The sequence below is a fragment of the Tatumella sp. JGM130 genome (assembly GCF_018257525.1).
In the GTDB taxonomy this organism is placed as follows: Bacteria; Pseudomonadota; Gammaproteobacteria; order Enterobacterales; family Enterobacteriaceae; genus Tatumella; species Tatumella punctata.
Window position 1 is genome coordinate 91,690 of the sequence record NZ_JAERJS010000006.1, and the last position, 24,398, is coordinate 116,087.

The following is a 24,398-nucleotide window of genomic DNA, read 5'->3' on the forward strand; positions in this document are numbered from 1 at the left end:
TCCGGAATATCACCAACCCGTTACGGGCCGGCTTTACCCTTCAGCCGGATTATTTATGAACGTAATAACTTGCATAACGTGACTGTTCAATATTGGCAGTCCAGCGGCCTGCAACCACATTATTATCCCAGCCATACCAGTTCGGGTAAGAGGCTGATGCAATCCCAATTGAGCAGTTAGTGGTCGGGTTATGGACATACCCCCCGCGATAGCTTCCCTGTGTCCAGCGCCGTACGACGACCTGAATCGGCTGAGCGTAATAGCCGGGAGCAACATTGATATTCCAGTTGTAGTTAGTGCTGAAACTTTGCTGATGGCTATAGTTAGCACTCACATTGAACAGACTCAATGCATCACCAATCACCGGTATTTTACTCAGATTTAAACCTACGGTGCCGCCCCACTGATAACCCGTGGTTTTGGTCTGTCCCCAGATATAAGTACAGCCAGTCACGCCGCCAGAGCCTTTCGGACATAAATACACCGGCCCGCGCCAGATCCAGTCTTCCCAGGTATTGCGATCCTGAGTCTGGGCAAAGGCTTTCGAATTACTGGTCAGTAATACATTTTCTGTATGTCCGACAAAACAGGTGGCCGCAAAACTATTCGATAGCGGAATCAGTGCCGCTAATAATGTCAGTGAAATTTTCTTCATTATTTGTCCCCTGAATTATTGGAAGATCTGGTCCGGCGTATTATCGGAACTCACAGACGACGTGGTTTTCTCGTCTGAGAATAATTCGGCAGAGTACTGGCTGGTTGTCAGCTCAACCGGCGTCATCAGATAACCATCACCTGACGGTGATGTTTTAAACATAATGGCATCTGCCGCAACTGAAGACCCGATAATCTGACTGGCTAACTGCGCGGCTTTGGTACTGCCTTTACTGCCATCGAAAATAACCTGTTTGCCATTATTTAATGCCTGAATTACCGTGTTTTTTAATGACTGGCCGGCATTCAGTGAATCACCCACTAATAAAATATCGTAATTATCGGCACTGCCTGCGGTATATTTTGTTTTAAGGTAGTTAAATACCCCGCCATTACTGTCAGACAGAGAATAATAAACCGGTGTTGTTGCTGCACTCACTGGTTCCTGAGTTGCTGACGTCTCTGCTGCCATCCCACTGCCAACAAACGTTCCTGCCAGCGAGAAAGCCAGTATGCTTTTCATCATCTTATTCATTATAAACCCCGTAGTTATAGAGAGTGATATATACTGCTAATCGTTTTATATTGAGAACACCTCCTTATATTTATTTTAAATTTACTGATAGGCTGATAATGAGAACTGACCATTACCACATCCATAAGCCTGAGCCGGGTGTGATACCACAGAAAATCCGGCGCCAGGCGGAATAGCGAAAATAACCGATGAGCTGGGTGTAATATTTTTACCCTGACTACTGTTATTCGCCACCAGAATGCCATTAACCATCGCCCGAAGATCAGAGAAGTTATAACAATATCCGTCTCCGGCCACCCGACTCAGTGACGTATTCCCGCCACTGGCTGATATCCATACCATCTCTCCGGTACCATTCACGCCCTGATATATCCCGCTACGTCCGCCAAGACTGGTCAGATGAATATTATTTTTCATAAACCCGACCCACTGGCCGTTATAGCAAATTAAAATACCGGCACTTCCGCCATTGGCAATTAATCCGTCATCACTACAGGGGGTATTCAGTGAGGCACTGCCTTTAATATCCAGATATTCCCTGGCTGTCATCCTCCCGTCAGCGGATATTTTTCCTGCCTGAATTTCTCCGGCCGTTGAAATTCCTTTGTCTTTCCAGACCCTGACCCATTGATCATCATTCATATAGAACCCGCCGTTATGGGTACTATTAATCCAGCCTTTATCTCCGCGGGTTACCAGTGAGCCGCCCACTGAGCGAATATCCGTTTCAGCGGTGATATTGCCACCACTCCATATCCCTGATTTTGCAGAAAGATTACCCGATGATACCCCGTCACTGACCGAGATATCCCGTGCTGTAATCTCGCCGGCATTACGCAACTGATGGCGAGTCAGGTCTATATCCGCATGCATCTGATTCAGCTCCGGATGTCCGGTAACGGCATAACGGTACAGTCTGTCACTTTCACTAAAAACACTATGCATAGTATCTGCAGAGAGTAATATGGCGAGATGTCCCCGGCTTGCCGGAATTCCGGATAACGCCGTGTTTATCTGCCAGCTGCCATCAACCCCTGTTGCCTGATTATCTTCACTGATATATCCCGACTCACCATGCATTAGACGTGCAATATAACGCATTCCTTTTTCACTCAGGGGGTCGCCCTGCCGCGAAAGAAGTAATCCGGTAATATTTTTATTTGTAAGATTGTCGAGGGTAAAAAAAATACTATACTGCTGTCCCTGATTATTCTTCAGAGAGATATTTTTACCCAGATAACCTTGCTGTTGTAATTGCCTGGCGGTGACTGCAACCACTTTTTCTGCCAGCAGCGATTTCTGTAAATCCGCATAATGATCTTTAAGATAATATTCTGCCGCCTCGGAAAAAATATTAGTTTGCCTGGCCGTTACCATCCACTCCTGAAGCTGTAAATAATCACTGTAACGCTGATAACCTATCGGTGCAGCAATAAGAATCAGGGCCAGTACCAGACTCAGTGAAAAAAGAGTATCTCCTCGATGTATTTTTATCATACATTTATTATATCTTTATTAAATTAATGAAACCTGTCATTGACCATAGGGCGAAAGCAACAAAAAAATATGGCGCATAGGGTAATACCCTTTTATTAATCATCAGAGCGGAAAGAAAAAGCAACAAAAAACCACTTCCGGCCACCATACATATTTCACGCCATCCCATCCAGAAACTCATTCCGCTAATAAAAAAGATATCTCCCTGGCCGATAGAGTCCTGATTTATGGACAGCGAAATTATCCTTACCAGCTGAAATGATGAAAAGAAAACCACCCAGACAATAGAGCAGTTGATTATTTTATCAGTGCCACATTGTAATAAGATGATTAATAATCCGCTCAGCGTGAAACTCATCGTAAAACGTAATGGCAGCCAGAAATTACTGATATCAATAACGGTAAATAAAATTCCCCATACTAAAAATACCCCGATCACTGGCGGGCTGGCGGGAGGTTCAGGCACCACCAGATACATACCGTAGAGTGCACTGAACATCCCCGTCACTGACAGCATCAGCGTAGCTGCGGGCTGGATCCCCTGATGTCCGCGAATAAATTGTTGTGACTGCCTGACCATCAGGATACCCGCCGGGATAAATAACAGTATGCTGCTGAGCATTAGTCCTCCTCCCGCTGTGAATACCTGATATATGTCAGATAAACCTTATGAATATAGCGCTGCCTTGCCGGATCCCGGCCCTGTAAAAAACCCGTATTATAGGTCGCCAGACAGGCCCAGTTATTGCCACAATACCTCAGGTGACGGGCCAGAATCGCGGCTCCGGTGTCAATATTCAGGCACCCGTCTTTCAGCAAATCAGCTGCCGAGGTGATCCGATGCTGGCGGATAAGCCCGGCAATATGTACCGAATTAATCTGCATTAAGCCATAATCCCTGCTGATAACCCGGCCCTGCAGGTTCCGGTTAACACCGATACGGTCAGCCACACCATGACTCTCAACCTCACTGATCGCCCTCAGTAAATTCACATTAAGATGGTAATGGCGGGCCGAACTTTCAAAACAATCGGCGGCAGTACAATGCAGGGATAACAGGGATAGCACAGCAAGCAGCCAGCCTTTCATGCTGTCAGTTCGCGCTGTAAAATTCGAGACGGTTATTATCCTTACCGCCCTCTGCAGACTGGCAATCTGCTGCTGCCATCGCCGCCCCCTGACTACTGGTATAATCATGGCCGTTGACACGGATATGATCGATAAAGGTGGTACTGCCGAGTTTAGTGATCAGTGTGGTACAGGCTTCGTCAGGAACACCGTCATAGCGCAGTACAAACCCGCTATCACTCCCCTGTCCTGATACACTGTCCGGAGCCAGAGTGACACTTTTCCCCCACAGGTTATTCAGAATTGCCTGCCCGGACGATTTATCTCCCATAATCGCCATATTGCCAGGCGCACCACCAAAACGGATCAGCGCCCCGGTCATTTCCCGGTCCGAAGCGAACTGATAACTCCCTCCGACTTTCAGCATATTACGGGTATTGGTCATCAACTCACTGATATTCCCCATCTCAGTATTAGTATCATTACGGCTGAATAACCCGCTTCCCACACTGATGCCAATCACCAGAACAATAAGTGAGATAGTGATCCAGATTCCGGCTTCGAACAACGAGATAGCACCCCGATGTACCCGTGTTGCTGTAGTCATTTTTTTTTCCTCTGATCATTGATGCACCGAAATAAGATTGTTCAGATCCTGGGTAGAAAGCAGAATTAAAATCATGTAGCCGGCATTCAGGCTAAGGCAGACATATCCTGTCATTGTTGCCGTTCTCTTGATCTGCTGAACTGTTTTTACCAGCCAGTCGCTGGCAAAATTCTCAATAATATTTTCCGCATTATCTGCGGCAGTCAGTACCCGTAGCTTTTTGACAGTTTCTGCTGAAGGGAAGGCATAGCCCGTCGCAAAAAGCGCTGCCCCCAGATGTTTACCCTGCCAGACCTGCTGCAAAGTGGCCTCCAGCCTTTCGTACAGCCAGGGAGAAGCCCGCTGCATTAACTGCCGGAGACTCTGCTCTGTTTTTACCTGAGCACGTAATAAGGCAGAAATATTCAGCAGGAAGCTGACACCCTGAATATCCCGGTACAGTTTCCACGGCAGCAGGTGATCAAGCAGATGGCAGCGTACCCGCCCTGTCAGATTAGGCAGTGACCAGATAACCCATGCCAGCAGTAAAATAGTGCCTGTGATAATGAACAATAGGTTATCGCTCAGGCCGCGGGACAGGACAGATAAAGCACGCAGTGATCCCTGCCACTGGTCTTCACTGACCAGCGCCGCCAGACGCGGAAGAAAACGATGGCTGACCAGCTGAACCATAAACAGACAAGACACCAGCAGCAGGCACGGGTAAGCCAGTGCCGAACTGCAGGCGGAACGCATCTCCTTTGTTGCTCTGGCGATGGTCATGGCACGGCGAATCGCGGCAGCAAGATCTCCGTCACTGACGCCGGTACTGAGAAGTAAAAGTTCCTGTTCCGGCACCCAGCCACGTAAACCTTTATCCAGCGACATACCGCAGGTCAGTGCTTCAGCGATGTCCTGCAGGCAGTAAACCCGCGGGCTTTTTGCCGAACGATCACTGAGGATCAGCGTATTAACGGCATCAGCCAGTTTGAACTGGTTTTCCAGTAAAAAAGCTAAATCATCGTACAGACTGATCCGGTCATTACCGGAAAAAGTTTTTAATGCCAGCTGACGGCTCAGGCGTTCACTGTGCTCACGCCACGGCAGACTCTGTTTCATTGCCCGCCACCTCCCTGCGCTATATGATCTTCATCTAAAGGACTGATCAAATCGGCTTCGAGGGGATCGGCCATCCCCTGGCGGAGATAATCTTTCAGATGGGCGGTACGGGTAATCCCCTGCTGGTGTTCCAGCCAGTAATCACGGGCTGCTGCTTTACCTTTATAGCGATACAGTTCCATAAACCGCGCATCAGGCCGGATCACCTCTGCGATCATTTTCCGGCCGACGGTACCCTGCCAGCACTCAGGACATCCGTCCGGATGACGGAAACAGAGTTTTTCTGCATCACAATGTTGCTGCAGAAATTCCCGCTGTTGTCCGGACAGAAAGGGTAATTTTTGCTGCCAGCTCAGTTTGCAATTCGGACAAAGTACCGCAATCAGCCGCTGTGCTATCAGACCAATCACCAGCTGAGCATCGGCAATTTCGGGCAACGGCACCCGCAGGGTGTCCGTCAGTCGCTCAAGAATCCCGATAGCGTCGTTGGCGTGCAGTGTTGTTTGTACCAGATGGCCAGACTTTGCAGCACTCAGGGCTGCTCTGACCGAGTTATGATCACGGATCTCACCGATGATCATTGCGTCAGGATCCAGACGCAGCGCCGAAGAGATCCCGCGCGACCATGCCTGGCTTAGCGCTTGCGGATCGGTACGATCGGCAATTACCGGTGTCTGTACCGCACCCGGGATCATCCCTTCGGGCGGATCCTCAATCGTTAACAGTCGTTTACTCTCTAAACTCTGCTGTAGATAAAGCCGGCTGAAACAGCGCAGAGACGTACTTTTACCGGACCCCGTCGGCCCGGAAATAATAATGATCCCTTCCGGACGGCTTAGCATACGGGTAATTAGTGTCTGTTGTGCTGGCAGGAATCCCAGTCCGTGCGGTGTCGGCAGTGATTCACTGTCATCAGGTAATAGACGCATAACAACATATAAGCCGAATTCAGCAGGTGTGTGGGCATAACGTGCGCCGAAAATCCCCAGCTGTCCGACAAACTCGCTGCGTAACCGGCCATCCTGAGCTCTGTTGGCATTAAAACTCTTTTCGGTCACATCGCACATAGAGAGTACGATGGTGGCCGCCAACTGCAAACCTTCTTCACGCTCCAGTTGCGCCACAGTCCGGAGCTGGCCATGGATCCGCAGCTGTACCAGGGTGACATCCTGATAGCCAATCAGCAGGTGAATATCTGACGCATTCAGCTTCACCGCCTGACGAAAATAGCTGATCACCCGTGACTGTTGCTCTGAACGGCTCATCTCCGTGGCTGCCCGGCCACTGTCCTGACTGCTCTGTAACTGGCGCAGTTGATCAAGATGCACCGGTTCAAACCGGGTCGCGGGTGCCTGACGCAGTAAGCCCGCCAGTGCCGAGGCTGTCAGAGGGTCATGGCGGTGAGCTTCAGAGAAATAGACCCTGGGTTCCTCTGCTGAATGATCGATATAGATATACGCAGAAATATCCTGGCGATTAATCATTGTTACCCCCGCTGAATGCCAGCAGCTTCGGCGCTTCCCCGGCTCTGCCGATCATCACTTGCCGGGCAGTAATGGCAATAACACGGTACTGACCGTCGGGTAATAGTGTATTTTTTGTGACAGTCAGTGGTTGCCCGCCCGGTATCTGTAACCGGGCATTCAGCTGCTGGCGGTTACCCCAGATTTGGATCACCAGCGGTAACCCGGGCTGTTGTTCACTTTTTACCGGAACCGCTAACCGGGTACCGGCCATATTGTCCGCCACTGGCGGGTTCTCCGCCGCGGGCAAATGTTGCCCGTCTGATATTCCGGCCATTACCGGCGGCTGGTTCGCCTGCAGATATTTATCCAGCTCGCTGCGGGCCCGTGCATTTTCCAGCTTTGCCTGATTAAACAGTGTTTCTTCCTGGATTTTCTCCAGATCACCCAGAGAATATCCGTTCGCCGGATCGGCTGCCAGCGCCCGGCCGCCATATATCAAGCCGATCAGGACGCCCCGTATGCTGAAATTAATCAATTTCATATAAACGTCCTTCCACCGTGAACAATAATTTGCCTTCCGTTCTGCTGATATCCAGCCGGATAAAACTGAGGTTCTGAGCCTGCATCACAGCAGAGCTCAGTAATAAACGCGGACTTAAACCTGTCACCAGCGTAAATGTACGCACAGAATAGTGCGCAGCACCGGCAATCGTCTCGCGTTCTGACAGCTGCAATTGACTGTGGGTACGTTGTGCCAGACTCACCAGCGCCGTTAAAGATACCGTTGTCGCCGCTGCCGTGTGATGTACAGCAACCGCAGGCAGGGCAAGTTGTAACTCAGCTTCATCACCGGCACCCGGCAGGTTAAAGCGGTAAGCCTGCGGGCTAAGGCCATCTGCCGACAACCCGCGGATAAAGTCATCAATGGTGCCTGTCCCTTGCATTGAATAGCGGGCCAGTACATGTGCCGGCTCAGCAGTACAACTGACATGGCTGAGTCCCCAGTCCGCAATCATCACCGGCAGACTAACCAGATGCTGCTGGCAGGCGGCAAGCGCGTCACTGAAAGCGGGCTGATGTGCCCACGGCAGTGTCGGCTGCCCGGCGGCCTGCTGACGTTTCTGCTGCAGTAAGTAGCGTTGCGCAGCATCAATACGCTGCTGCTGTTGCCAGTTGTTCCGCCATAACAGTCCGGAAATCACCAGTGCGCAGAGCACCAGCAGCCCGCCAGCCACTCTGAGCCGGGAACGGTGACCTGACGCTTTCAGTCTGAACTTACGCGGCAGCGGCGAAGACTGTGGCAATAAATCATCAAGACACAGACCCGCGATCCCGTCTCCTTTCCCCTCCCCGCCTGGCGTACGGTATTCATGCCACTGAATATCGGGCCGGTTGAGCAGCAAAAATTGCCGGATATGCTGCCGGATCTCATCGAGACTCCCCAGACGATCGCTGAAAGGTGATAACTCCTTTCCGGCTTTGGCAATAAACCAATACAGCCCTTTTTCCAGCCGGCAGACGGCATAACTGTCGGCTGGCATTTCCCGGAGCACGATCAGTGCCAGCGGATAGCTTTTTTCCCGTCCTTTGCTGTCCGGGGAGAGTTCGATCGTTCCCAGCAGACAGCCCGGGTCTCCGGCTGCTTCCGGGGTCAGAATAACGCGGAAAATATGCGGTACATCAGGCAGTCTCTGCCGGATTTTACGCGCTCCCCGGACCGGCAGGTAACGCCACTCCAGCCCCAGCACCAGTTGCCGGCCGGCGTGCAGGATGCAATATGGTTTTATCCCCGACATCACTGTCACCCCATCAGTACCGGAGTGATCAGAATAACCAGTGCCGACTTCCCTTTACTGCCACCCTCTCCGCCACCAAACAGGAAGAAATGTGAATGGTTAACGCCCTGGTGATCGTCACTGTTGCTGACCGACTGATACCCGCTCAGCACCAGAGTCTGGCCTGACTGCATCAATACCCGCTGGGTAAAGATTTTCATCCGGGTTTTCATCAGTTCAATGGATGCATTCTGGCTGGTAAAGGTGCGGAAGGTCGGATCATCTGACATATTAATCGCGAACTGGAGCTGCATACGGGTAGAATCCGGCATCAGATACGGCAGGATAGTCATATTCAGGCCGGTGGTTATCGTCGACTTGCTGATACTGCTGGAAGAACCGACATTCGCCGTATTCTCGGTACTGGTATCGGAGGCATAATCCTGCTGTAAAGCAACCTGCACAGGAACCGCTGACAGGTTAGTGGTCATACTGGATAACTGGGTAACAACACTGAGATGTGTCTGTTCAGCCAGAGCCTTCACCAGGGCCGCACTGCCTTTACCTTTACCGTCCAGAATCGAGATACCACTGCTCATCATTTCACTGGCTGCATCTGAATAAGGTGATGTCAGTGACAGGCCCAGATTGCTGTTATTGAAGACAGCTTTCCAGTCAATGCCCAGCTGATCGTTATCTTTATTATCAATACTATAGACCTGCACATTCAGGACAACCTGGCGGTTGAGCTGCGTATTACGATCACTGATATAACGACCGACATCACTCAATACCTGAGGGGTATCGCGAACCGTAAGCACACCATCCGTGAGATTCATACGCCCTTTTCCCGGTGTCAGCATCATCGAAATAGTACTGGCAATATCACGATACAAGCCGGACTTAATTTCCATAGTGGTCGACTGAGAGGTGGTGTCCGAATCTTTATCAGCCCCGTTTGTCGCGTTCTGACTACCGGCCGTGGTTGTATTATTCTGATTTTGAGAGGAAGTCGTGCCACTGACCGTGCGGGAATAAAAGCTGGCATTATTATCCATAAATAATACAGGGAATGTTTTGGTCGCCAGGTAAGAGATAACAACCCGCTGCCCCTGATATTCCCAGCTCAGTCCCTGGCGGGCAGTGATATTATCCAGCAGTCCGGATACCGGTCCCTGCCAGAAAATATTATTCAGTCCGGAGTTGGCGGAGATTGTATTATCCGGCGCCCCGCTTTCGGGTAAAAGATCGTTCATGGCAGGTTCACGGGTAGTATAACCTTCGGTACTGTCTTGTTTATTCAGTGCATCGGGAGTGATTGTGACAGGAATATGACACTGTTCGGTAATCAGTGAAGAAATCGCTTCAAGCCGGATATCACCCGGATGATTAATGGTCAGATTACAGGCAGGCAAATTGCTGTGACTGCTACGGGAGTTATTTAATGGTTCCGGATTAATCCATTGAGACTGTTCATTAATAACATAGGGATGCGACTTATTAAATGGCATCATAGCATCGGCTTGTGACGTCAGTTGATTATTATTTTTTTCAATGTCACTTATTCTCTGCCAGCTGCTACAGCCGGATAATTGAACAAAAACTAATGATAACATTGCCAGTGTGGTATTTTTTTTGAAATTCATAAACCATTTTATTCCTGGTAATAATAAATAATACTTCCGTCACTGATATCAGGAGGGATATCAATACTGACTGCTTTTCCCTCCATGTCATATAGCTGCTGAGAACGCAGTGTATAAAACAGTCTGCTATGATGACTGAGTAGCATCAGACAGCCTGTTAATCCGGGCTTATCCGCCGTCCATATAAAATGCTGTCCGCCACGCTGCTCGTAATGCAGAATGATCTCGCCGCTGATGTCTTTCTCCGGCATATCCGCGTCTGAATACTGCCACCGTGCCACGGCATGCAGGAAAAATATCGCCTGACGCTGGCAATTCTGGTCACTGATCTCTGTCTGAACCTGCTCCTGTGGTGACAAAAAACTGAATAATAATCCCCCGAGAAAAACTGATAAGATCCAGTAGTACATAATACGGACTCTTAGCGGGTATCGATTACCACCAGACACTGACTCTGATGAATATGAGCATACAGTGGTATCTGTGCTGCTGAATACAGGTTAATTATTTTTGTCACCGAGGATAAATAATCTCCCTGAAAAATAAGAGGTGCATCGACAGGATAATCTACATGCGTCTCCCAGATTATTTCCCAGTGCTCCATTCCGCGGATATCACAGCCTGTTTCGGCAGACCATTGCACCATTCCTTGCTTCAGAGTCATCCCCGCCGGAATGTCATAATTTTGTTTTCTGCTGATCACCGGGGGATAACTATCCCCCGAAAACTGGCTATATCCGGCAGCATTTACCATCGGAGAAAATAGTAAAAATGTCACAATTAAAAATACTATATTCCTAGTCACTGATTATTTTCTCTGGCCAGAATAAATATTAAATAGCACTAATTGTTAATCATTAAATTCAGTATAAGGAGCCTGATTTACTTAAGCAAACAAAAGTTTACGAAATCCTTACCATGCAACCTAAATAAGATGATACCTCTTTAATCTGGATGTATAACCAATAAATACCAACACTAAACCACAAAAAAAATAAATAAACAGATTTTAAAACTAATTAGCTGATTAATGATCACTTTGTTTATTTGAAGGTAAGTTATTATCATTATAATAACTACAGGGTCTGCATTTTTGTTTCACTTTTATGACAAAAAATTATTTTTTTCATATTTATAATTATCCGAGTGATTATTAAGATGATGCCAAATAATAAAAATAATATTCCGCATAATAACAGCAGATTAATCTGCCATAACACTTTCGGCAGATGATAAATAGGGATAAATTTCAGGATGGCCGGACAGCGGGTGAATAAATTTACCCGGGGGTATAACGAGACACATCGTCACAGCACAATACGCGATATGGCACCGGCAGAGAGATATTACGGAGAAGCACCTGCACTGTTGAAATAACGGGATACATTGTACCGGAGTACGAGACAGCAACGTTCTCAACGCAAGTCAGAGAAAATGAGAAAGTGGTAATCTGAGAGACCGGGCTCTCTCTGCATCAGCAGCCGGTAAACAGGCTGTTTAGATTAACCCGGGATAACAGCGGTTCTGATACTTACCGGTTAACGCAGCGCCTGTTTTATAACCAAAATTTACCGGGTGCTTTTAGAGTCATATATATATATCATTACATTCGTTAAAATAATTAATGATTTGAGGATATTATGAAACCGACGCTGGTGTTTTTCTCTGCTTTATTTTTATCGGGTTGTGCCTTAACACCGAAAGTAGAAACAGTACAAAGCTATTGGATCTACGATATCAAAACCAATAAAACTCCATCCCAATTAGAAGACTCTGTTGTTAGTGCTATACAATCTCAGATGTCATCATTAGCAGTAGTCAGAAATATTCCGGAAGCATCATTACCTGAGAAACCAGGACGATTCATAATGAGTGATGCGTTCTCAAACACCAACTTTGCTGCATTAGCAGCAAATAGCGGAGTCTCATTGAAAATGGTCACCTGTGACGGAGCCTTAGCGACAGCGAGGTCTGATGATACAGGGATGCAAAGCTGGGGGGAAAACACAACCTTCAATAGTTGTTTATGGCAATACAACGGCGGTTACCATTTAGACATTGTTGTGTCATTCACTAATGAGAGTGGTGGTTATGATGCTAAGTCTATAGCTAAAGCGATAATGACTCCGCTGATAGGAAACAGCCAAAATCTCATCCCTGTCCGAATTAATAACATTGAAAAACAAATATCGGAAGGTGGAGAAAATATTAAGTTAGTTGATAGTTATAAAGGATAACAAAAACTACTACTAAAACGCGGGAGATTACCAGGACCTGACCGGATCACAATTCAACCATTTTTCTGTGCAACTGACGGCAGGTTGTGACTGGCCACTGACTGCAGGGAAACGAGTATACAATTACGGATTATCCGCCTGGTGATCATCCCATAAAATATCGTGAGGACATCATAAAGATTGCAGCATTGTATAGACTGTCAGAAAGCAATAATGAATTAATTATCTTAACTAAATGATTGTGTGAAGAGCTGCGTATCCGTCGGCTTTCTGTCTTTGCTGGAAACCAGTGCGACAGAAGGTTGCTGGCAGGGCGCTACGCCGATCAGACCTGGCAGTCGTATGCTGCTGAACGCGCGTGAAGCGCGACCTGTCGCTGGCGCTGTACCTATAAGTCATTGTTCAAAGAAGAACGACAGACGCCGGGCCAGGGTAAAAATGCGGGAAATACCGCTAACATCAACCAGTCCCTTATTTTTCTGACTCCCCGTTTTTGACTAAGCTGCCAGAAACTTGCAGATTGTATGGCCCTGAAAAATAAAAAACCCCTGAATTAACAGGGGCCTATATATATTTTTTTTACAGACAACTCACAAGTCAACTCTAGAACGGGATATCGTCGTCAAAATCCATTGGTGGTTCGCTGCTGGCAGGTGCGCTGCTCTGCTGCGGACGCGCCGCGGCAGGGGCATTACCGCCACCACTGAACTGATTACCCCCCTGCTGCTGTGGCTGCTGTGGCTGGCCCCAGCCATTGTTGTTGTTTTGTCCGCCGGCAGGTGCTCCGCCTGCATTTCCGCCCTGACGGCCACCCAGCATTTGCATGGTACCACCAACGTTAACCACAACTTCGGTGGTGTAACGATCCTGACCACTCTGGTCCTGCCATTTGCGGGTACGCAGCTGACCTTCAATATAGACCTGAGAACCTTTACGCAGATATTCACCGGCGACTTCAGCCAGTTTGCCAAACAGGACTACACGGTGCCATTCGGTAATTTCTTTGTTCTCACCGGTCTGCTTATCACGCCAGCTTTCCGACGTGGCCAGTGTAATGTTGGTAACCGCACCACCATTTGGCATATAACGGACTTCCGGGTCCTGCCCCAGATTCCCGACAAGTATTACTTTGTTTACGCCGCGACTGGCCATATACGTCTCTCCTGAAGAATAATTACTCTGAGTCTAAGCCGCCAATCATAACACGGCACAGCCGATTATTGATACTTCATAACCCGTTTCACTGTGCGCAGAAGGTCGCATTTCCCCGCGAATACACACAGGGTAAACCGCAGACCGATTGTTCTGTCAGATACGGTATGCAGGCCGGCAGCCCTGGCCTGGCTGCACTGCATCCCTCCGGTACAGCAGGTTACAGGCAGAGAGCTTCACAGGTATTCTCTGACCTGAATCTGATAACCATTAAGCAAAACAAAAGGTTGCCTTTTGTCCTGACAGTGATTAATCCCCCGGCCAGCGGCCGGACGGCATTTCCGGTAAACTACTGGATATTTAATCAGTTTATTTTTTATGCCATAATAATATGTTTGATTCTCCCCATGTCTCGCCCGCAGACATGGACGACGCTGATAATCCGGGAAAGGTGAATGGATAAGATCGAAGTACGGGGTGCCCGCACCCATAACCTGAAAAACATCAATCTGATTATCCCCCGCGACAAACTGGTCGTGGTCACGGGTCTGTCTGGTTCAGGTAAGTCGTCTCTGGCATTCGATACGCTGTATGCGGAAGGCCAGCGTCGTTATGTTGAATCTTTGTCGGCCTATGCCCGTCAGTTTCTGTCGCTGATGGAAAAACCGGATGTCGATCATATTGAAGGACTGTCTCCGGCAATTTCTATTGAGCAGAAATCAACCTCACACAACCCGCGTTCAACGGTCGGTACTATTACCGAAATCCACGATTATCTGCGCTTGTTGTTTGCCCGTGTCGGTGAGCCACGCTGCCCTGATCATGGTGTCCCGCTGGCCGCCCAGACCGTCAGTCAGATGGTTGATCAGGTATTACAACAGGATGAAGGCAGCCGGTTAATGTTGCTGGCCCCGGTGATCAAAGACAGAAAAGGCGAGCACCTGAAAACCCTCGAAAATCTTGCTGCCCAGGGATATATCCGCGCACGGATCGACGGCGAGGTGTGCGATCTTTCCGATCCGCCAGCACTCGAATTACAGAAAAAACATACTATTGAAGTGGTGGTTGACCGGTTTAAAGTCCGTGACGATCTGGCGACCCGACTGGCGGAATCCTTTGAAACCACACTGGAATTATCTGGCGGTACCGCCATAGTGGCGAATATGGATGACAATAGCGCACCTGAAATGCTGTTTTCGGCCAACTTTGCCTGTCCGGTCTGTGGTTACAGTATGCGTGAACTGGAGCCACGGCTGTTTTCGTTTAATAACCCTGCCGGCGCCTGCCCGACCTGTGATGGCCTGGGAGTACAGCAATTTTTCGATCCGCAGCGGGTGATCCAGAACGACGAACTGTCACTGGCCGGGGGAGCGATCCGTGGCTGGGATCGGCGTAATTTTTACTATTTCCAGATGCTGCGCTCGCTGAGTGAGCACTACCAGTTTGATATTGAAGCGCCGTTTAATACCCTGAGTGACAGCGTTAAAAAAGTGATCCTTAACGGCTCGGGAAAAGAAAATATCGAATTCAAATATGTGAACGATCGCGGTGATACTTCTGTGCGCCGCCACCCGTTTGAAGGCGTATTACATAATATGGAACGCCGCTACAAAGAAACGGAATCCAATGCGGTACGTGAGGAACTGGCGAAATATATCAGTAACCGTTCCTGTACCAGTTGTCATGGCACCCGGTTACGTAAAGAAGCCCGTAACGTGTTTGTCGCCGAAACAACATTACCGCAGATCTCCGAAATGAGTATCGGCCATGCCACTGAATTTTTTGCGGCACTGGCATTAACCGGACAACGGGCAGCCATTGCCGAAAAAATACTGAAAGAAATCAGCGAACGGCTGAGTTTTCTGGTCAATGTCGGCCTGAACTATCTTTCCCTGTCCCGCTCTGCGGATACCCTTTCCGGGGGAGAAGCTCAGCGTATCCGCCTTGCCAGCCAGATTGGCGCAGGGCTGGTCGGGGTAATGTATGTACTGGATGAACCCTCAATTGGCCTGCACCAGCGTGATAACGAGCGTCTGCTGAATACCCTGATCCACCTGCGTAATCTGGGGAATACGGTTATCGTCGTCGAACATGATGAAGATGCCATCCGTGCCGCCGATCATGTGATTGATATCGGCCCGGGCGCCGGTGTACACGGTGGTCAGGTGGTGGCAGAAGGGGACGTTAACAGTATTATGGCCAACCCGGAGTCACTGACCGGGCAGTTCCTGAGCGGTAAACGCAAAATTGATGTTCCTGAACAGCGGGTAAAAGGAGATCCCGGGAAAGTGTTAAAACTGACCGGCGCACGGGGTAATAACCTGAAAGACGTTACCCTGACTCTGCCTGTCGGGCTGTTTACCTGTATCACCGGTGTGTCTGGCTCAGGTAAATCAACCCTGATTAACGATACCCTGTTCCCTCTGGCCCAGCGTCAGTTAAACGGTGCCACTATTATTGAACCGGCCCCTTACCGCGATATCAGTGGTCTGGAGCATTTTGACAAAGTGATTGATATCGACCAGAGCCCGATAGGCCGTACCCCGCGTTCTAACCCGGCGACCTATACCGGTATTTTTACCCCGGTGCGTGAACTTTTCGCCGGGGTACCGGAGGCACGGACGCGCGGTTATACGCCGGGCCGTTTCAGCTTTAATGTGCGGGGCGGACGCTGTGAAGCCTGCCAGGGCGACGGGGTAATTAAGGTTGAGATGCACTTTCTGCCGGATGTTTATGTGCCATGCGATCAGTGCAAAGGTAAACGCTATAACCGTGAAACCCTGGAAGTAAAATATAAAGGGAAGAATATTCACGAAGTGCTGGAAATGACCATCGAAGAAGCCCGTGATTTCTTTGAAGCTGTGCCGGCACTGTCCCGCAAGCTGCAGACCCTGATGGATGTCGGCTTGTCCTATATTCGTCTTGGTCAGTCAGCAACGACACTGTCAGGTGGTGAAGCGCAACGTGTCAAACTGGCACGTGAACTTTCTAAACGCGGGACCGGTCAGACCTTATATATTCTCGATGAACCAACCACCGGGCTGCACTTTGCTGATATCCAGCAATTACTGACGGTACTGCATCAGTTGCGCGACCAGGGCAACACTATTGTGGTTATCGAACATAATCTGGATGTGATCAAAACGGCGGACTGGATTGTTGATCTCGGCCCGGAAGGTGGCAGTGGTGGTGGTGAAATCCTGGTCGCCGGCAGTCCGGAAACTGTCGTGGAATGCGAACAGTCACATACAGCCCGCTTCCTGAAACCACTGCTTAATAAGCATTAATTTCAGTCAGTTAAATAATAGTTATTTCTGCCGCCGTGGCCTGTGCCTGATATAAGTTCAGAAACAGGCCACATTCAGCGACAACCTGCGGGGCCTGCACCGCGTCTGGTGGCTATGCTTAGCAACAGGTTCCGTCCCTCTGCCAATTCCGGCAACGGAGTTGTCTGTTATCTGTCTGACAGGAGAAATGATGAATATTATCCACGCCTATGCTGCACAGAACGAAAATTCCCCCCTCGCCCCGTTCAGCTACCAGCCACGCCAGCTGCGTGACCATGATGTACAGATTGAGATTCTGTTCTGCGGCGTCTGCCATTCAGACCTTCACCAGGCGCGTAATGAGTGGCATAACACGGTATTCCCGGTCGTACCCGGCCATGAGATCGTCGGCCGGGTCACGGCTACCGGCAGCCGCTGCAGCAGGTTTACTGTCGGTGATCTGGTCGGCGTCGGTTGTATGGTCGACTCCTGCCGCAGCTGCCCGGACTGTCAGGAAGGTCTGGAACAATATTGTGAAAACGGTTTTGTCGCGACCTATAACGGTACTGACCGCTTCGATGGCAAAACGACTTTTGGCGGGTATGCTTCTGATATCGTGGTGCACGAAGACTTTGTACTGCGGGTCCCGGCGCATCTGGATCTGGCTGGTGTTGCACCGCTGCTGTGTGCAGGTATTACCACCTACTCACCGCTGAAGCACTGGAAAGTCGGTCCGGGTAAAAAAGTCGGTATTGTCGGGCTGGGCGGACTGGGTCATATGGGGGTGAAGATTGCCCATGCAATGGGGGCCAAAGTCGTGCTGTTTACCACCTCGCCGTCAAAAGTAGCCGATGGCAAACGGCTCGGGGCCTATGAAGTTGTGATTTCGAAAGATGCAGAGCAAATGGCTCAGCATACCAACAGCTTTGATTTTATCCTGAATACTGTTGCCGCGACCCATGACCTGACCCCCTTTATTAACCTGCTGAAGCGGGACGGTAATATGACTCTGGTGGGCGTGCCTGAGCATGACCACCCGGCCCCGTCAGTCGCCAGTCTGATATTTAAACGTCGCAGTGTATCCGGTTCACTGATTGGCGGGATTGCCGGGACCCAGGAAATGCTCGATTTTTGTGGTCAGCACAATATCACTTCTGATATCGAACTGATTGATATCGCACAGATCAATGAAGCCTATGAACGGATGCTGAAAAGCGATGTGAAATACCGTTTTGTCATTGATATTAATACCCTGCGCGATCACGCCGCGGCCTGATCTGCCGAATATAGCGGGCAGATCCTTGCCCGCCATCACATTCGCAGTCTCGCGGATCGCCCCTCGCCGATAGCTGACCAACACAAAGTATATCGATGGTATTTCAGGCCAGCGGGCCGGGTTTCAGCCACCCTGAGCCATTTATCATGTTGCAGATGTTGACCTGCCCGGTTAGCGACCAGCCAGACCCTGCTTGATGCAACGGCTGGCCGCGGAGTACAGGAGATATTATCATCCGTAAAGGCTGCCAGCCTGATGACCGGCAGCCGGTCAGAGCGTCTGCAAATGTCCGACCACTACCGCGGTCAGTTGCCGGATCATCGTTTCATTACGGCGATAGTAAGTCCACTTACCCACTTTACTGGCCTCAAGCAATCCGGCTTCGGATAATGCTTTAAGGCACAGGGATGTTGCGGGCTGAGATAATCCGGCTTTTTCACTGATCAGCGAAGCACAGACACCATACACCGGGAAATCATAAAGCTGGCTGTAACCTGCAAATGCGGTGTGCGGATCTTTCAGCCACTGTAATACCGACATGCGGGTCGGGTTGGCAAGAAGCTTTATGGCGTTCTCTGGTGTCATGCAGCCTCACATCATTCAGGGGCGATATACGGGGTAATCAGTATACCCTGCGTCGCTGCCGCCATACAGTGATGATGTGTCGGTGCTGTTCAGCGGATAATTATTCTGCAAACGTGCAGGTAAATCAGGATTAGCGATAAAGGTTCTGCCAAAACCAAATAAATCAGCCCAGCCGTTTTTCAGTACCCGCTCTGCTTTCTGCCGTGTATAGCGCCCGGAACAGATAATCGGTGAGCGGAAAACGTCCCGCAGACGCTGGCGGAAGTCCTCTGGTAAATCAGGGCTGTTATCCCAGTCAGGTTCGGCGATTGACAGATAACCAATCTTCATTTCATTCAGCATCGCCGCTGCAGTCAGGTAGGTATGCTGCGGATCGGGCTCTACCAGTCCCAGGTAGACGCGGTCTTCATCGGTGCTGCTGAACAGTGGCGCGAAACGTACCCCGACTTTCTGGCTGCCAAACACGGAACTGACGGCCTCAGTCACTTGTTTCAGAAAACGCAGACGGTTTTCCAGGCTGCCGCCGTATTCATCGCTACGGAAATTAGTATGTTCGGAAATAAACTGATTAATCAGGTAGCCATTGGCGGAATGTAATTCCACACCGTCGAATCCGGCCTGTCTGGCATTAATCGCGGCCTGGCGGTACAACTCCACCAGCTCACGGACTTCTTCGGTGCTCAGTTCACGGGGCACCGAAGGTGCGGTCAGTTCACCGGTCGACGGGCCTGTTTCGATAAATACCCGGACATTGGTCGCCGGGACTGCAGAAGGCGCGACCGGCTGTCCGCCCCCGGGCTGAAGAGCGTGATGGGAAACACGGCCGACATGCCAGAGCTGGCAGAAAATCACACCACCTTGCTGATGCACTGCATCGGTCACTTTACGCCAGCCCGCAATTTGCGCCTCACTGTGGATACCCGGCGTCCAGGCATACCCCTGGCCACGGGGTTCTATCTGGGTACCTTCCGTGACCATAAACCCGGCACTGGCACGCTGACGGTAATAGTCGACCATCCTGTCACCGGGAATATTCCCCGGCTGAAGGCTGCGACAGCGGGTCAGCGGTGGTAAGACAATACGGTTTTTTAAACTGGTCCCTGACATATCTAGCGGACTAAAAAGCGACAGTTCCTGCACAATGATTTTCCCCGGTTCAACAAATAAGTTGCGTCATTATATTTACACATTTAAATATCTAAATGTGTAAATATATAAAATCAGCGGGAAATTAAAAAAACAAATAATTATCATAGGGATAAAATTGATATCACCGCACGATCTGCTTAGCCGCCCCTGCTTTCTGTTCCGCTGGCGCAGAAAACAGGGGCAGTTTCAGTCTCAGATCACCGCAGCAAAAGCCTCGGCCACCTGATGGATATTCCGGCTGTTCAGCCCGGCGACACACATCCGGCCACTGCTGATCAGATATACCCCGAATTCCTCGCGTAATCTGTCCACCTGCCGGGCACTGAGCCCCGTATAACTGAACATTCCACGCTGTTTTTCCAGATAACTGAAATCACGTCCCGGCAGCGCCAGGCTGAGTGCGGTGACCAGCGCCTGGCGCATATCCAGAATACGCAGCCGCATCTCTTCCAGTTCTGCCAGCCAGCTGGCCCGTAATTCGTCATCATTCAGGATCGTCATCACCAGTCTGGCGCCGTAAGATGGCGGGCTGGAGTAATTACGACGAACCGCGGCTTTTAACTGCCCAAGAACACAGTCAGCTTCATTGCTGCTTTCACAAAGTACCGACAAACCGCCAACCCGCTCCCCATATAAAGAAAATATTTTAGAGAATGAGTTACTGATCAGGGCCGGTAAACCGGCTTGCGCGGCGGCACGGATCCCATAGCAATCCTGCTCAGCGCCGGCACCAAAGCCCTGGTATGCAATATCCATAAACGGGATCAGTTTACGGGCTTTCAGAACCTCAATCGTCTGGTCCCATTGCGCTGTCGTCAAATCTGCACCGGTCGGATTATGGCAGCACGGATGCAGTAATACGATGCTTTGTTCCGGCAGGCTGTTCAGCGTGGCGATAAACTCCGCAAATTGTACCCCGTGGGTTGCATTGTCATACCACGGGTAATGGTTAACTCTGAAACCGGCACCCTCAAAAATAGCAATATGGTTTTCCCAGGTCGGATCACTGACCCACACTTCAGAGGCAGGAAAATAGTTTTTCAGAAAGTCAGCACCAACTTTAAGGGCTCCTGAGCCCCCGAGAGTCTGGATGCAGGCGATACGACCATTGTCTGCCAGCGGGTTATTCGCCCCGAACAGCAAGGTAACAATGGCGTTCCGGTACCCGGCCAGCCCTTCCATCGGTAAGTAAAGTGATGCCTCTCGCGGGATGTCCTGCAGCCGTTTTTCTGCTTCAGCAACAGCCCGTAATTGCGGAACGATGCCCTGTTCGTTGTAATAGAGACCAATGCTCAGGTTGACTTTGGCAACACGCGGATCTTCTTTATATTTTTCCATCAACGAGAGGATGGGATCGCCACCATAGGCATCGACATGTTGAAACACGTTGTACTTCTCCATCATTGTTCAGTGTGAGTTAGCCGCTGACGTCTGTGCTATACCCTGTAGCGGCCGGGACGGTGATTCATTGCAATAATCAGATTCAGTAGTACTGCGCCACAGACTGACGCCAGCAACATCGGCACAGACACCACCCACAGAGAAGCCAGCACCACACAGGTATCGACCGCCATCTGTAATTTCCCGGCACGCAAGCCGATCCGTTGCTGCAGCCAGAGCGCCAGGATATTAATCCCTCCGAGGCTGGCTTTATGACGAAACAGCACAATGAATCCCATTCCCATCACAATATTACCAAACAGGGCTGCATAGAAAGGGTTAAGCTGAGAAAAATGAATAAATAACGGATGCAGGTGGGTAAACAACGAAACCATGCCTACTGCAGTGAAAGTTTTCAGCGTAAATTCCCGGCCCATTTGCCTGACCGACAACCAGTAAAAGGGCAGATTAATCAGGAAAAACGCACTGCCGAAAGATAAGGGCGAAATATAACTGATCAGAAATGCTATTCCGGCGGTACTGCCGGTCAGTGCACCTGCCTGCTTCAGCATAATGATCCCGAAAGAGACCAGCAGGGTGCCAAATACTATCGCCAGTGCATCTTCTGCCAGGCTGTGGGGGACGTTTTCCGCTGCTGCGGTTTTTATCACTGTCATAACAACATCCTAATCGCTCAATAAGCACAAACCCTGTATTAAGCAATAATCACGCCACACTGATGCCCTGCACTGGCTGGCCGCAAAAACTGTAGTTATCCTATTGATATTACAGATGCCACCGCCGGTAACGTCACATTATCACGATGATACCGGCGGTGATATTGCGCATCCTCACCATAAATTATGCACTGTTTATGCATTCCGCAGGAAATTATGCACGATAATGGTGAGTGGATGGCCGTTAACCGTTATGGCTGTCGCCACCCACCAGCATCACCCCGCCTTCTTTCAGGCGATTCAGCACCACCGAGGTTTTAACATGGGCAACGCTTTGATGATCCGCCACCAGCTGGCTGATTAACCTGCTCAGGGACTGAAGGTCAGTCACCGTGACTTTCAGTAAATAGTCAGCGTCACCGGTAGTTTTATAAGCATCGGTAATTGCTGATGAGGAGGCGACACGCTGATGAAAACTGTCGACAGAAGCGGGAGTATGATTGATTAACCGGACTTCGATAAGCCCGGTAATTTCCGGTCCCGTCGCCCCGGGAGATAAACGGGCATGGTAGCCCAGAATTTTGCGGGTCTGCTCGAGATGGATCCGCCGTCTGGAGCACTGGGAGGCAGAGAGTCCGATCAGGTCACTCAGTTGCTGGCTGGTCAGCCGTCCGTTGGCCTGTAATAGTGTCAGGATCTGTATATCGTAATCATCAAAACTGGTCATCGGTAATCCGTGGCGGGCTGAATATATCCTCACAGATAACCGTATTTGCTGATCAATTGTCCAATACTATTTTTGAGCTGTCAGCATGAAAAATGTGATTATTCATCATCATACTGCGGGCCGGCATAGTTATCGAACCGCGACCACTGACCATTAAAAGTCAGTCTGACGGTACCGATAGGCCCGTTACGTTGTTTACCCAGGATAATTTCAGCAATACCTTTAAGATCACTGTTCTCGTGATACACCTCATCGCGGTAGATAAACATAATTAAATCGGCATCCTGCTCAATAGAGCCTGATTCACGCAAATCGGAGTTTACCGGACGTTTATCGGCACGCTGTTCCAGTGAACGGTTTAACTGTGACAGGGCAACCACCGGTACATTCAGCTCTTTGGCCAGCGCTTTCAGAGAGCGGGAGATTTCGGCAATTTCCAGAGTACGGTTATCTGACAATGAAGGCACCCGCATTAACTGCAGGTAGTCGATCATAATCATACTTAACCCGCCGTTTTCGCGGAAGATACGCCGCGCACGTGAGCGGACCTCTGTCGGGGTCAGGCCGGAAGAATCGTCGATATACATATTCTTCTTCTCCAGCAGGATGCCCATAGTGCCGGAAATCCGCGACCAGTCTTCATCATCCAGTTGACCGGTACGAATACGGGTCTGGTCTACGCGTGATAAGGAGGCCAGCATACGCATCATCAGCTGTTCACTGGGCATCTCCAGGCTGAAAATCAGTACCGGTTTATCCTGCAACATCGCCGCGTTTTCACACAGGTTCATGGCAAAAGTGGTTTTCCCCATCGAAGGACGGGCGGCCACGATAATCAGATCAGATCCCTGTAAACCGGCAGTTTTTTTATTCAAATCCTGATACCCCGTATCGACCCCGGTCACACCGTCGTGGGGAGTGCCGACCAGCGCTTCAATACGATTGATGGTCGCTTCCAGTACCTGCTCGATATTTTGCGGGCCATCGTCTTTGCTGGATCGTTTCTCGGCAATTTTGAAGACACTGGATTCCGCCAGATCCAGAAGATCTTCACTGCTGCGCCCCTGAGGATCGAAGCCGGCATCAGCAATTTCGTTGGCCACCGAAATCATTTCCCGGACTACCGCGCGCTCGCGGACAATATCCGCATATGCACCAATATTAGCCGCACTCGGGGTATTTTTTGCCAGTTCAGCCAGGTAGGCAAAGCCGCCGGCCAGCTCCAGCTCACCGCGGGTTTCCAGCGATTCTGACAGGGTAATCAGATCAATCGGTTGCCCCAGTTCCAGCAGACGCTGCATTTCAGAGAAAATCAGACGATGGGGTCTGCTGTAAAAATCTTCGGCAACAACACGCTCAGAGACATTATCCCAGCGCGCATTATCCAGCATTAATCCCCCGAGCACTGATTGCTCAGCTTCGACAGAATGCGGAGGCATTTTTACACCTTCCAGCTGACGATCACGGGATTCATTGGATTTGTTCGGGGATTTATTTACTGCCATAGTGAGTGTCATTACCAGTGTTAAACAAGGGGCGTCACAGTATACTTTTTTTTTACCCGTATTGTCGCCCTATACACCCGGCCAGCACCACGATTTCC

Annotated in this window: 23 protein-coding genes; 3 read left to right on the plus strand and 20 right to left on the minus strand. The window is 49.8% G+C overall.

Annotation, left to right across the window (positions count from 1 at the left end):
• Positions 1–49: 49 nt before the first annotated feature.
• From JK211_RS04655 to JK211_RS04715, 13 genes are all read right to left on the minus strand, one after another.
• Positions 50–655 (minus strand): hypothetical protein, encoded by a 606-nt coding sequence (locus JK211_RS04655; protein ID WP_212707509.1) that lies wholly within the window; start codon positions 653–655, stop codon positions 50–52.
• A gap of 15 nt (positions 656–670) precedes the next feature.
• Positions 671–1,189, minus strand: coding sequence for a hypothetical protein (locus JK211_RS04660; RefSeq protein ID WP_212707510.1), 519 nt, complete (start codon positions 1,187–1,189; stop codon positions 671–673).
• A gap of 81 nt (positions 1,190–1,270) precedes the next feature.
• A complete protein-coding gene (gene pilV / locus JK211_RS04665; protein WP_212707511.1) occupies positions 1,271–2,686 on the minus strand; it encodes a shufflon system plasmid conjugative transfer pilus tip adhesin PilV in 1,416 nt (471 codons plus the stop codon).
• Between the two features lie 7 nt (positions 2,687–2,693).
• On the minus strand, positions 2,694–3,308 hold the full coding sequence (locus JK211_RS04670; RefSeq protein WP_212707512.1) for a prepilin peptidase: 615 nt from the start codon (positions 3,306–3,308) through the stop codon (positions 2,694–2,696).
• Positions 3,308–3,775 carry a lytic transglycosylase domain-containing protein gene (locus JK211_RS04675; RefSeq protein WP_212707513.1) on the minus strand — a complete coding sequence of 156 codons (468 nt, stop codon included), beginning with the start codon at positions 3,773–3,775 and terminating at the stop codon, positions 3,308–3,310. The genes JK211_RS04670 and JK211_RS04675 overlap by 1 nt, the downstream gene beginning before the upstream one ends.
• Before the next feature lie 4 nt (positions 3,776–3,779).
• Positions 3,780–4,361: a type 4 pilus major pilin gene (locus JK211_RS04680; RefSeq protein ID WP_212707514.1), complete on the minus strand. Its 582-nt coding sequence runs from the start codon at positions 4,359–4,361 to the stop codon at positions 3,780–3,782.
• 15 nt (positions 4,362–4,376) lie between these two features.
• Positions 4,377–5,459 (minus strand): type II secretion system F family protein, encoded by a 1,083-nt coding sequence (locus tag JK211_RS04685; RefSeq protein ID WP_212707515.1) that lies wholly within the window; start codon positions 5,457–5,459, stop codon positions 4,377–4,379.
• Positions 5,456–6,943 (minus strand): GspE/PulE family protein, encoded by a 1,488-nt coding sequence (locus tag JK211_RS04690; protein ID WP_249213042.1) that lies wholly within the window; start codon positions 6,941–6,943, stop codon positions 5,456–5,458. The genes JK211_RS04685 and JK211_RS04690 overlap by 4 nt, the downstream gene beginning before the upstream one ends.
• The gene (pilP, locus tag JK211_RS04695; protein WP_212707516.1) at positions 6,936–7,466 is read right to left on the minus strand and encodes a type IV pilus biogenesis protein PilP; all 531 of its coding nucleotides are present in this window, start codon (positions 7,464–7,466) and stop codon (positions 6,936–6,938) included. The genes JK211_RS04690 and pilP overlap by 8 nt, the downstream gene beginning before the upstream one ends.
• Entirely contained in the window at positions 7,453–8,721 is a 1,269-nt protein-coding gene (pilO2, locus tag JK211_RS04700; protein WP_212707517.1) for a type 4b pilus protein PilO2, read from the minus strand. The genes pilP and pilO2 overlap by 14 nt, the downstream gene beginning before the upstream one ends.
• Before the next feature lie 5 nt (positions 8,722–8,726).
• On the minus strand, positions 8,727–10,346 hold the full coding sequence (locus JK211_RS04705) for a PilN family type IVB pilus formation outer membrane protein (protein ID WP_212707518.1): 1,620 nt from the start codon (positions 10,344–10,346) through the stop codon (positions 8,727–8,729).
• 8 nt (positions 10,347–10,354) lie between these two features.
• Complete coding sequence (locus JK211_RS04710; protein WP_212707519.1) at positions 10,355–10,756, minus strand: type IV pilus biogenesis protein PilM; 402 nt, start codon at positions 10,754–10,756, stop codon at positions 10,355–10,357.
• 11 nt (positions 10,757–10,767) lie between these two features.
• Entirely contained in the window at positions 10,768–11,100 is a 333-nt protein-coding gene (locus JK211_RS04715) for a toxin co-regulated pilus biosynthesis Q family protein (protein ID WP_256441131.1), read from the minus strand.
• Positions 11,101–11,986: 886 nt separating this feature from the next.
• Between JK211_RS04715 and JK211_RS04720 the strand changes: the two genes are divergently transcribed.
• Positions 11,987–12,583, plus strand: a complete 597-nt coding sequence (locus JK211_RS04720; protein ID WP_212707521.1) for a hypothetical protein — start codon at positions 11,987–11,989, stop codon at positions 12,581–12,583.
• Between the two features lie 603 nt (positions 12,584–13,186).
• Here the strand turns inward: JK211_RS04720 and ssb1 are convergent.
• A complete protein-coding gene (gene ssb1, locus JK211_RS04725; RefSeq protein WP_212707522.1) occupies positions 13,187–13,735 on the minus strand; it encodes a single-stranded DNA-binding protein in 549 nt (182 codons plus the stop codon).
• A 455-nt stretch (positions 13,736–14,190) separates the two neighbouring features.
• Here ssb1 and uvrA point away from each other — a divergent pair, with 455 nt between their 5' ends.
• Positions 14,191–17,022 (plus strand): excinuclease ABC subunit UvrA, encoded by a 2,832-nt coding sequence (gene uvrA / locus JK211_RS04730; protein WP_212707523.1) that lies wholly within the window; start codon positions 14,191–14,193, stop codon positions 17,020–17,022.
• A gap of 190 nt (positions 17,023–17,212) precedes the next feature.
• A complete protein-coding gene (locus JK211_RS04735) occupies positions 17,213–18,277 on the plus strand; it encodes an NAD(P)-dependent alcohol dehydrogenase (RefSeq protein WP_212707567.1) in 1,065 nt (354 codons plus the stop codon).
• A gap of 270 nt (positions 18,278–18,547) precedes the next feature.
• On the opposite strand, the gene JK211_RS04740 is transcribed toward JK211_RS04735, so the two are convergent.
• The 6 genes from JK211_RS04740 to dnaB all read right to left on the minus strand — a co-directional run bounded on the left by JK211_RS04740 (position 18,548) and on the right by dnaB (position 24,300).
• Complete coding sequence (locus tag JK211_RS04740) at positions 18,548–18,862, minus strand: helix-turn-helix transcriptional regulator (RefSeq protein ID WP_212707524.1); 315 nt, start codon at positions 18,860–18,862, stop codon at positions 18,548–18,550.
• A gap of 15 nt (positions 18,863–18,877) precedes the next feature.
• Positions 18,878–19,969, minus strand: a complete 1,092-nt coding sequence (locus JK211_RS04745) for an alkene reductase (protein ID WP_249213759.1) — start codon at positions 19,967–19,969, stop codon at positions 18,878–18,880.
• 234 nt (positions 19,970–20,203) lie between these two features.
• Positions 20,204–21,397 (minus strand): amino acid aminotransferase, encoded by a 1,194-nt coding sequence (locus JK211_RS04750; RefSeq protein ID WP_212707526.1) that lies wholly within the window; start codon positions 21,395–21,397, stop codon positions 20,204–20,206.
• 50 nt (positions 21,398–21,447) lie between these two features.
• Positions 21,448–22,068, minus strand: a complete 621-nt coding sequence (locus JK211_RS04755; RefSeq protein WP_212707527.1) for a YitT family protein — start codon at positions 22,066–22,068, stop codon at positions 21,448–21,450.
• A 244-nt stretch (positions 22,069–22,312) separates the two neighbouring features.
• Positions 22,313–22,795 carry an Lrp/AsnC family transcriptional regulator gene (locus JK211_RS04760; RefSeq protein WP_212707528.1) on the minus strand — a complete coding sequence of 161 codons (483 nt, stop codon included), beginning with the start codon at positions 22,793–22,795 and terminating at the stop codon, positions 22,313–22,315.
• A gap of 98 nt (positions 22,796–22,893) precedes the next feature.
• A complete protein-coding gene (gene dnaB, locus JK211_RS04765; RefSeq protein WP_212707529.1) occupies positions 22,894–24,300 on the minus strand; it encodes a replicative DNA helicase in 1,407 nt (468 codons plus the stop codon).
• Between the last annotated feature and the right edge of the window lie 98 nt (positions 24,301–24,398).

What these genes read in the sequence shown, in the direction of transcription:
- JK211_RS04740 (WP_212707524.1), bottom strand. Translation starts at nt 18,862, where the DNA reads ATGACACCAGAGAACGCCATAAAGCTTCTTGCCAACCCGACCCGCATG.
- JK211_RS04745 (WP_249213759.1), bottom strand. Translation starts at nt 19,969, where the DNA reads ATGTCAGGGACCAGTTTAAAAAACCGTATTGTCTTACCACCGCTGACC.
- uvrA (WP_212707523.1), top strand. Translation starts at nt 14,191, where the DNA reads ATGGATAAGATCGAAGTACGGGGTGCCCGCACCCATAACCTGAAAAAC.
- JK211_RS04655 (WP_212707509.1), bottom strand. Translation starts at nt 655, where the DNA reads ATGAAGAAAATTTCACTGACATTATTAGCGGCACTGATTCCGCTATCG.
- JK211_RS04705 (WP_212707518.1), bottom strand. Translation starts at nt 10,346, where the DNA reads ATGAATTTCAAAAAAAATACCACACTGGCAATGTTATCATTAGTTTTT.
- JK211_RS04685 (WP_212707515.1), bottom strand. Translation starts at nt 5,459, where the DNA reads ATGAAACAGAGTCTGCCGTGGCGTGAGCACAGTGAACGCCTGAGCCGT.
- dnaB (WP_212707529.1), bottom strand. Translation starts at nt 24,300, where the DNA reads ATGGCAGTAAATAAATCCCCGAACAAATCCAATGAATCCCGTGATCGT.
- JK211_RS04690 (WP_249213042.1), bottom strand. Translation starts at nt 6,943, where the DNA reads ATGATTAATCGCCAGGATATTTCTGCGTATATCTATATCGATCATTCA.
- JK211_RS04735 (WP_212707567.1), top strand. Translation starts at nt 17,213, where the DNA reads ATGAATATTATCCACGCCTATGCTGCACAGAACGAAAATTCCCCCCTC.
- JK211_RS04670 (WP_212707512.1), bottom strand. Translation starts at nt 3,308, where the DNA reads ATGCTCAGCAGCATACTGTTATTTATCCCGGCGGGTATCCTGATGGTC.
- JK211_RS04675 (WP_212707513.1), bottom strand. Translation starts at nt 3,775, where the DNA reads ATGAAAGGCTGGCTGCTTGCTGTGCTATCCCTGTTATCCCTGCATTGT.
- pilV (WP_212707511.1), bottom strand. Translation starts at nt 2,686, where the DNA reads ATGATAAAAATACATCGAGGAGATACTCTTTTTTCACTGAGTCTGGTA.
- JK211_RS04710 (WP_212707519.1), bottom strand. Translation starts at nt 10,756, where the DNA reads ATGTACTACTGGATCTTATCAGTTTTTCTCGGGGGATTATTATTCAGT.
- JK211_RS04755 (WP_212707527.1), bottom strand. Translation starts at nt 22,068, where the DNA reads ATGACAGTGATAAAAACCGCAGCAGCGGAAAACGTCCCCCACAGCCTG.
- JK211_RS04715 (WP_256441131.1), bottom strand. Translation starts at nt 11,100, where the DNA reads ATGGTAAATGCTGCCGGATATAGCCAGTTTTCGGGGGATAGTTATCCC.
- pilO2 (WP_212707517.1), bottom strand. Translation starts at nt 8,721, where the DNA reads ATGTCGGGGATAAAACCATATTGCATCCTGCACGCCGGCCGGCAACTG.
- ssb1 (WP_212707522.1), bottom strand. Translation starts at nt 13,735, where the DNA reads ATGGCCAGTCGCGGCGTAAACAAAGTAATACTTGTCGGGAATCTGGGG.
- JK211_RS04760 (WP_212707528.1), bottom strand. Translation starts at nt 22,795, where the DNA reads ATGACCAGTTTTGATGATTACGATATACAGATCCTGACACTATTACAG.
- JK211_RS04720 (WP_212707521.1), top strand. Translation starts at nt 11,987, where the DNA reads ATGAAACCGACGCTGGTGTTTTTCTCTGCTTTATTTTTATCGGGTTGT.
- JK211_RS04680 (WP_212707514.1), bottom strand. Translation starts at nt 4,361, where the DNA reads ATGACTACAGCAACACGGGTACATCGGGGTGCTATCTCGTTGTTCGAA.
- JK211_RS04660 (WP_212707510.1), bottom strand. Translation starts at nt 1,189, where the DNA reads ATGAATAAGATGATGAAAAGCATACTGGCTTTCTCGCTGGCAGGAACG.
- pilP (WP_212707516.1), bottom strand. Translation starts at nt 7,466, where the DNA reads ATGAAATTGATTAATTTCAGCATACGGGGCGTCCTGATCGGCTTGATA.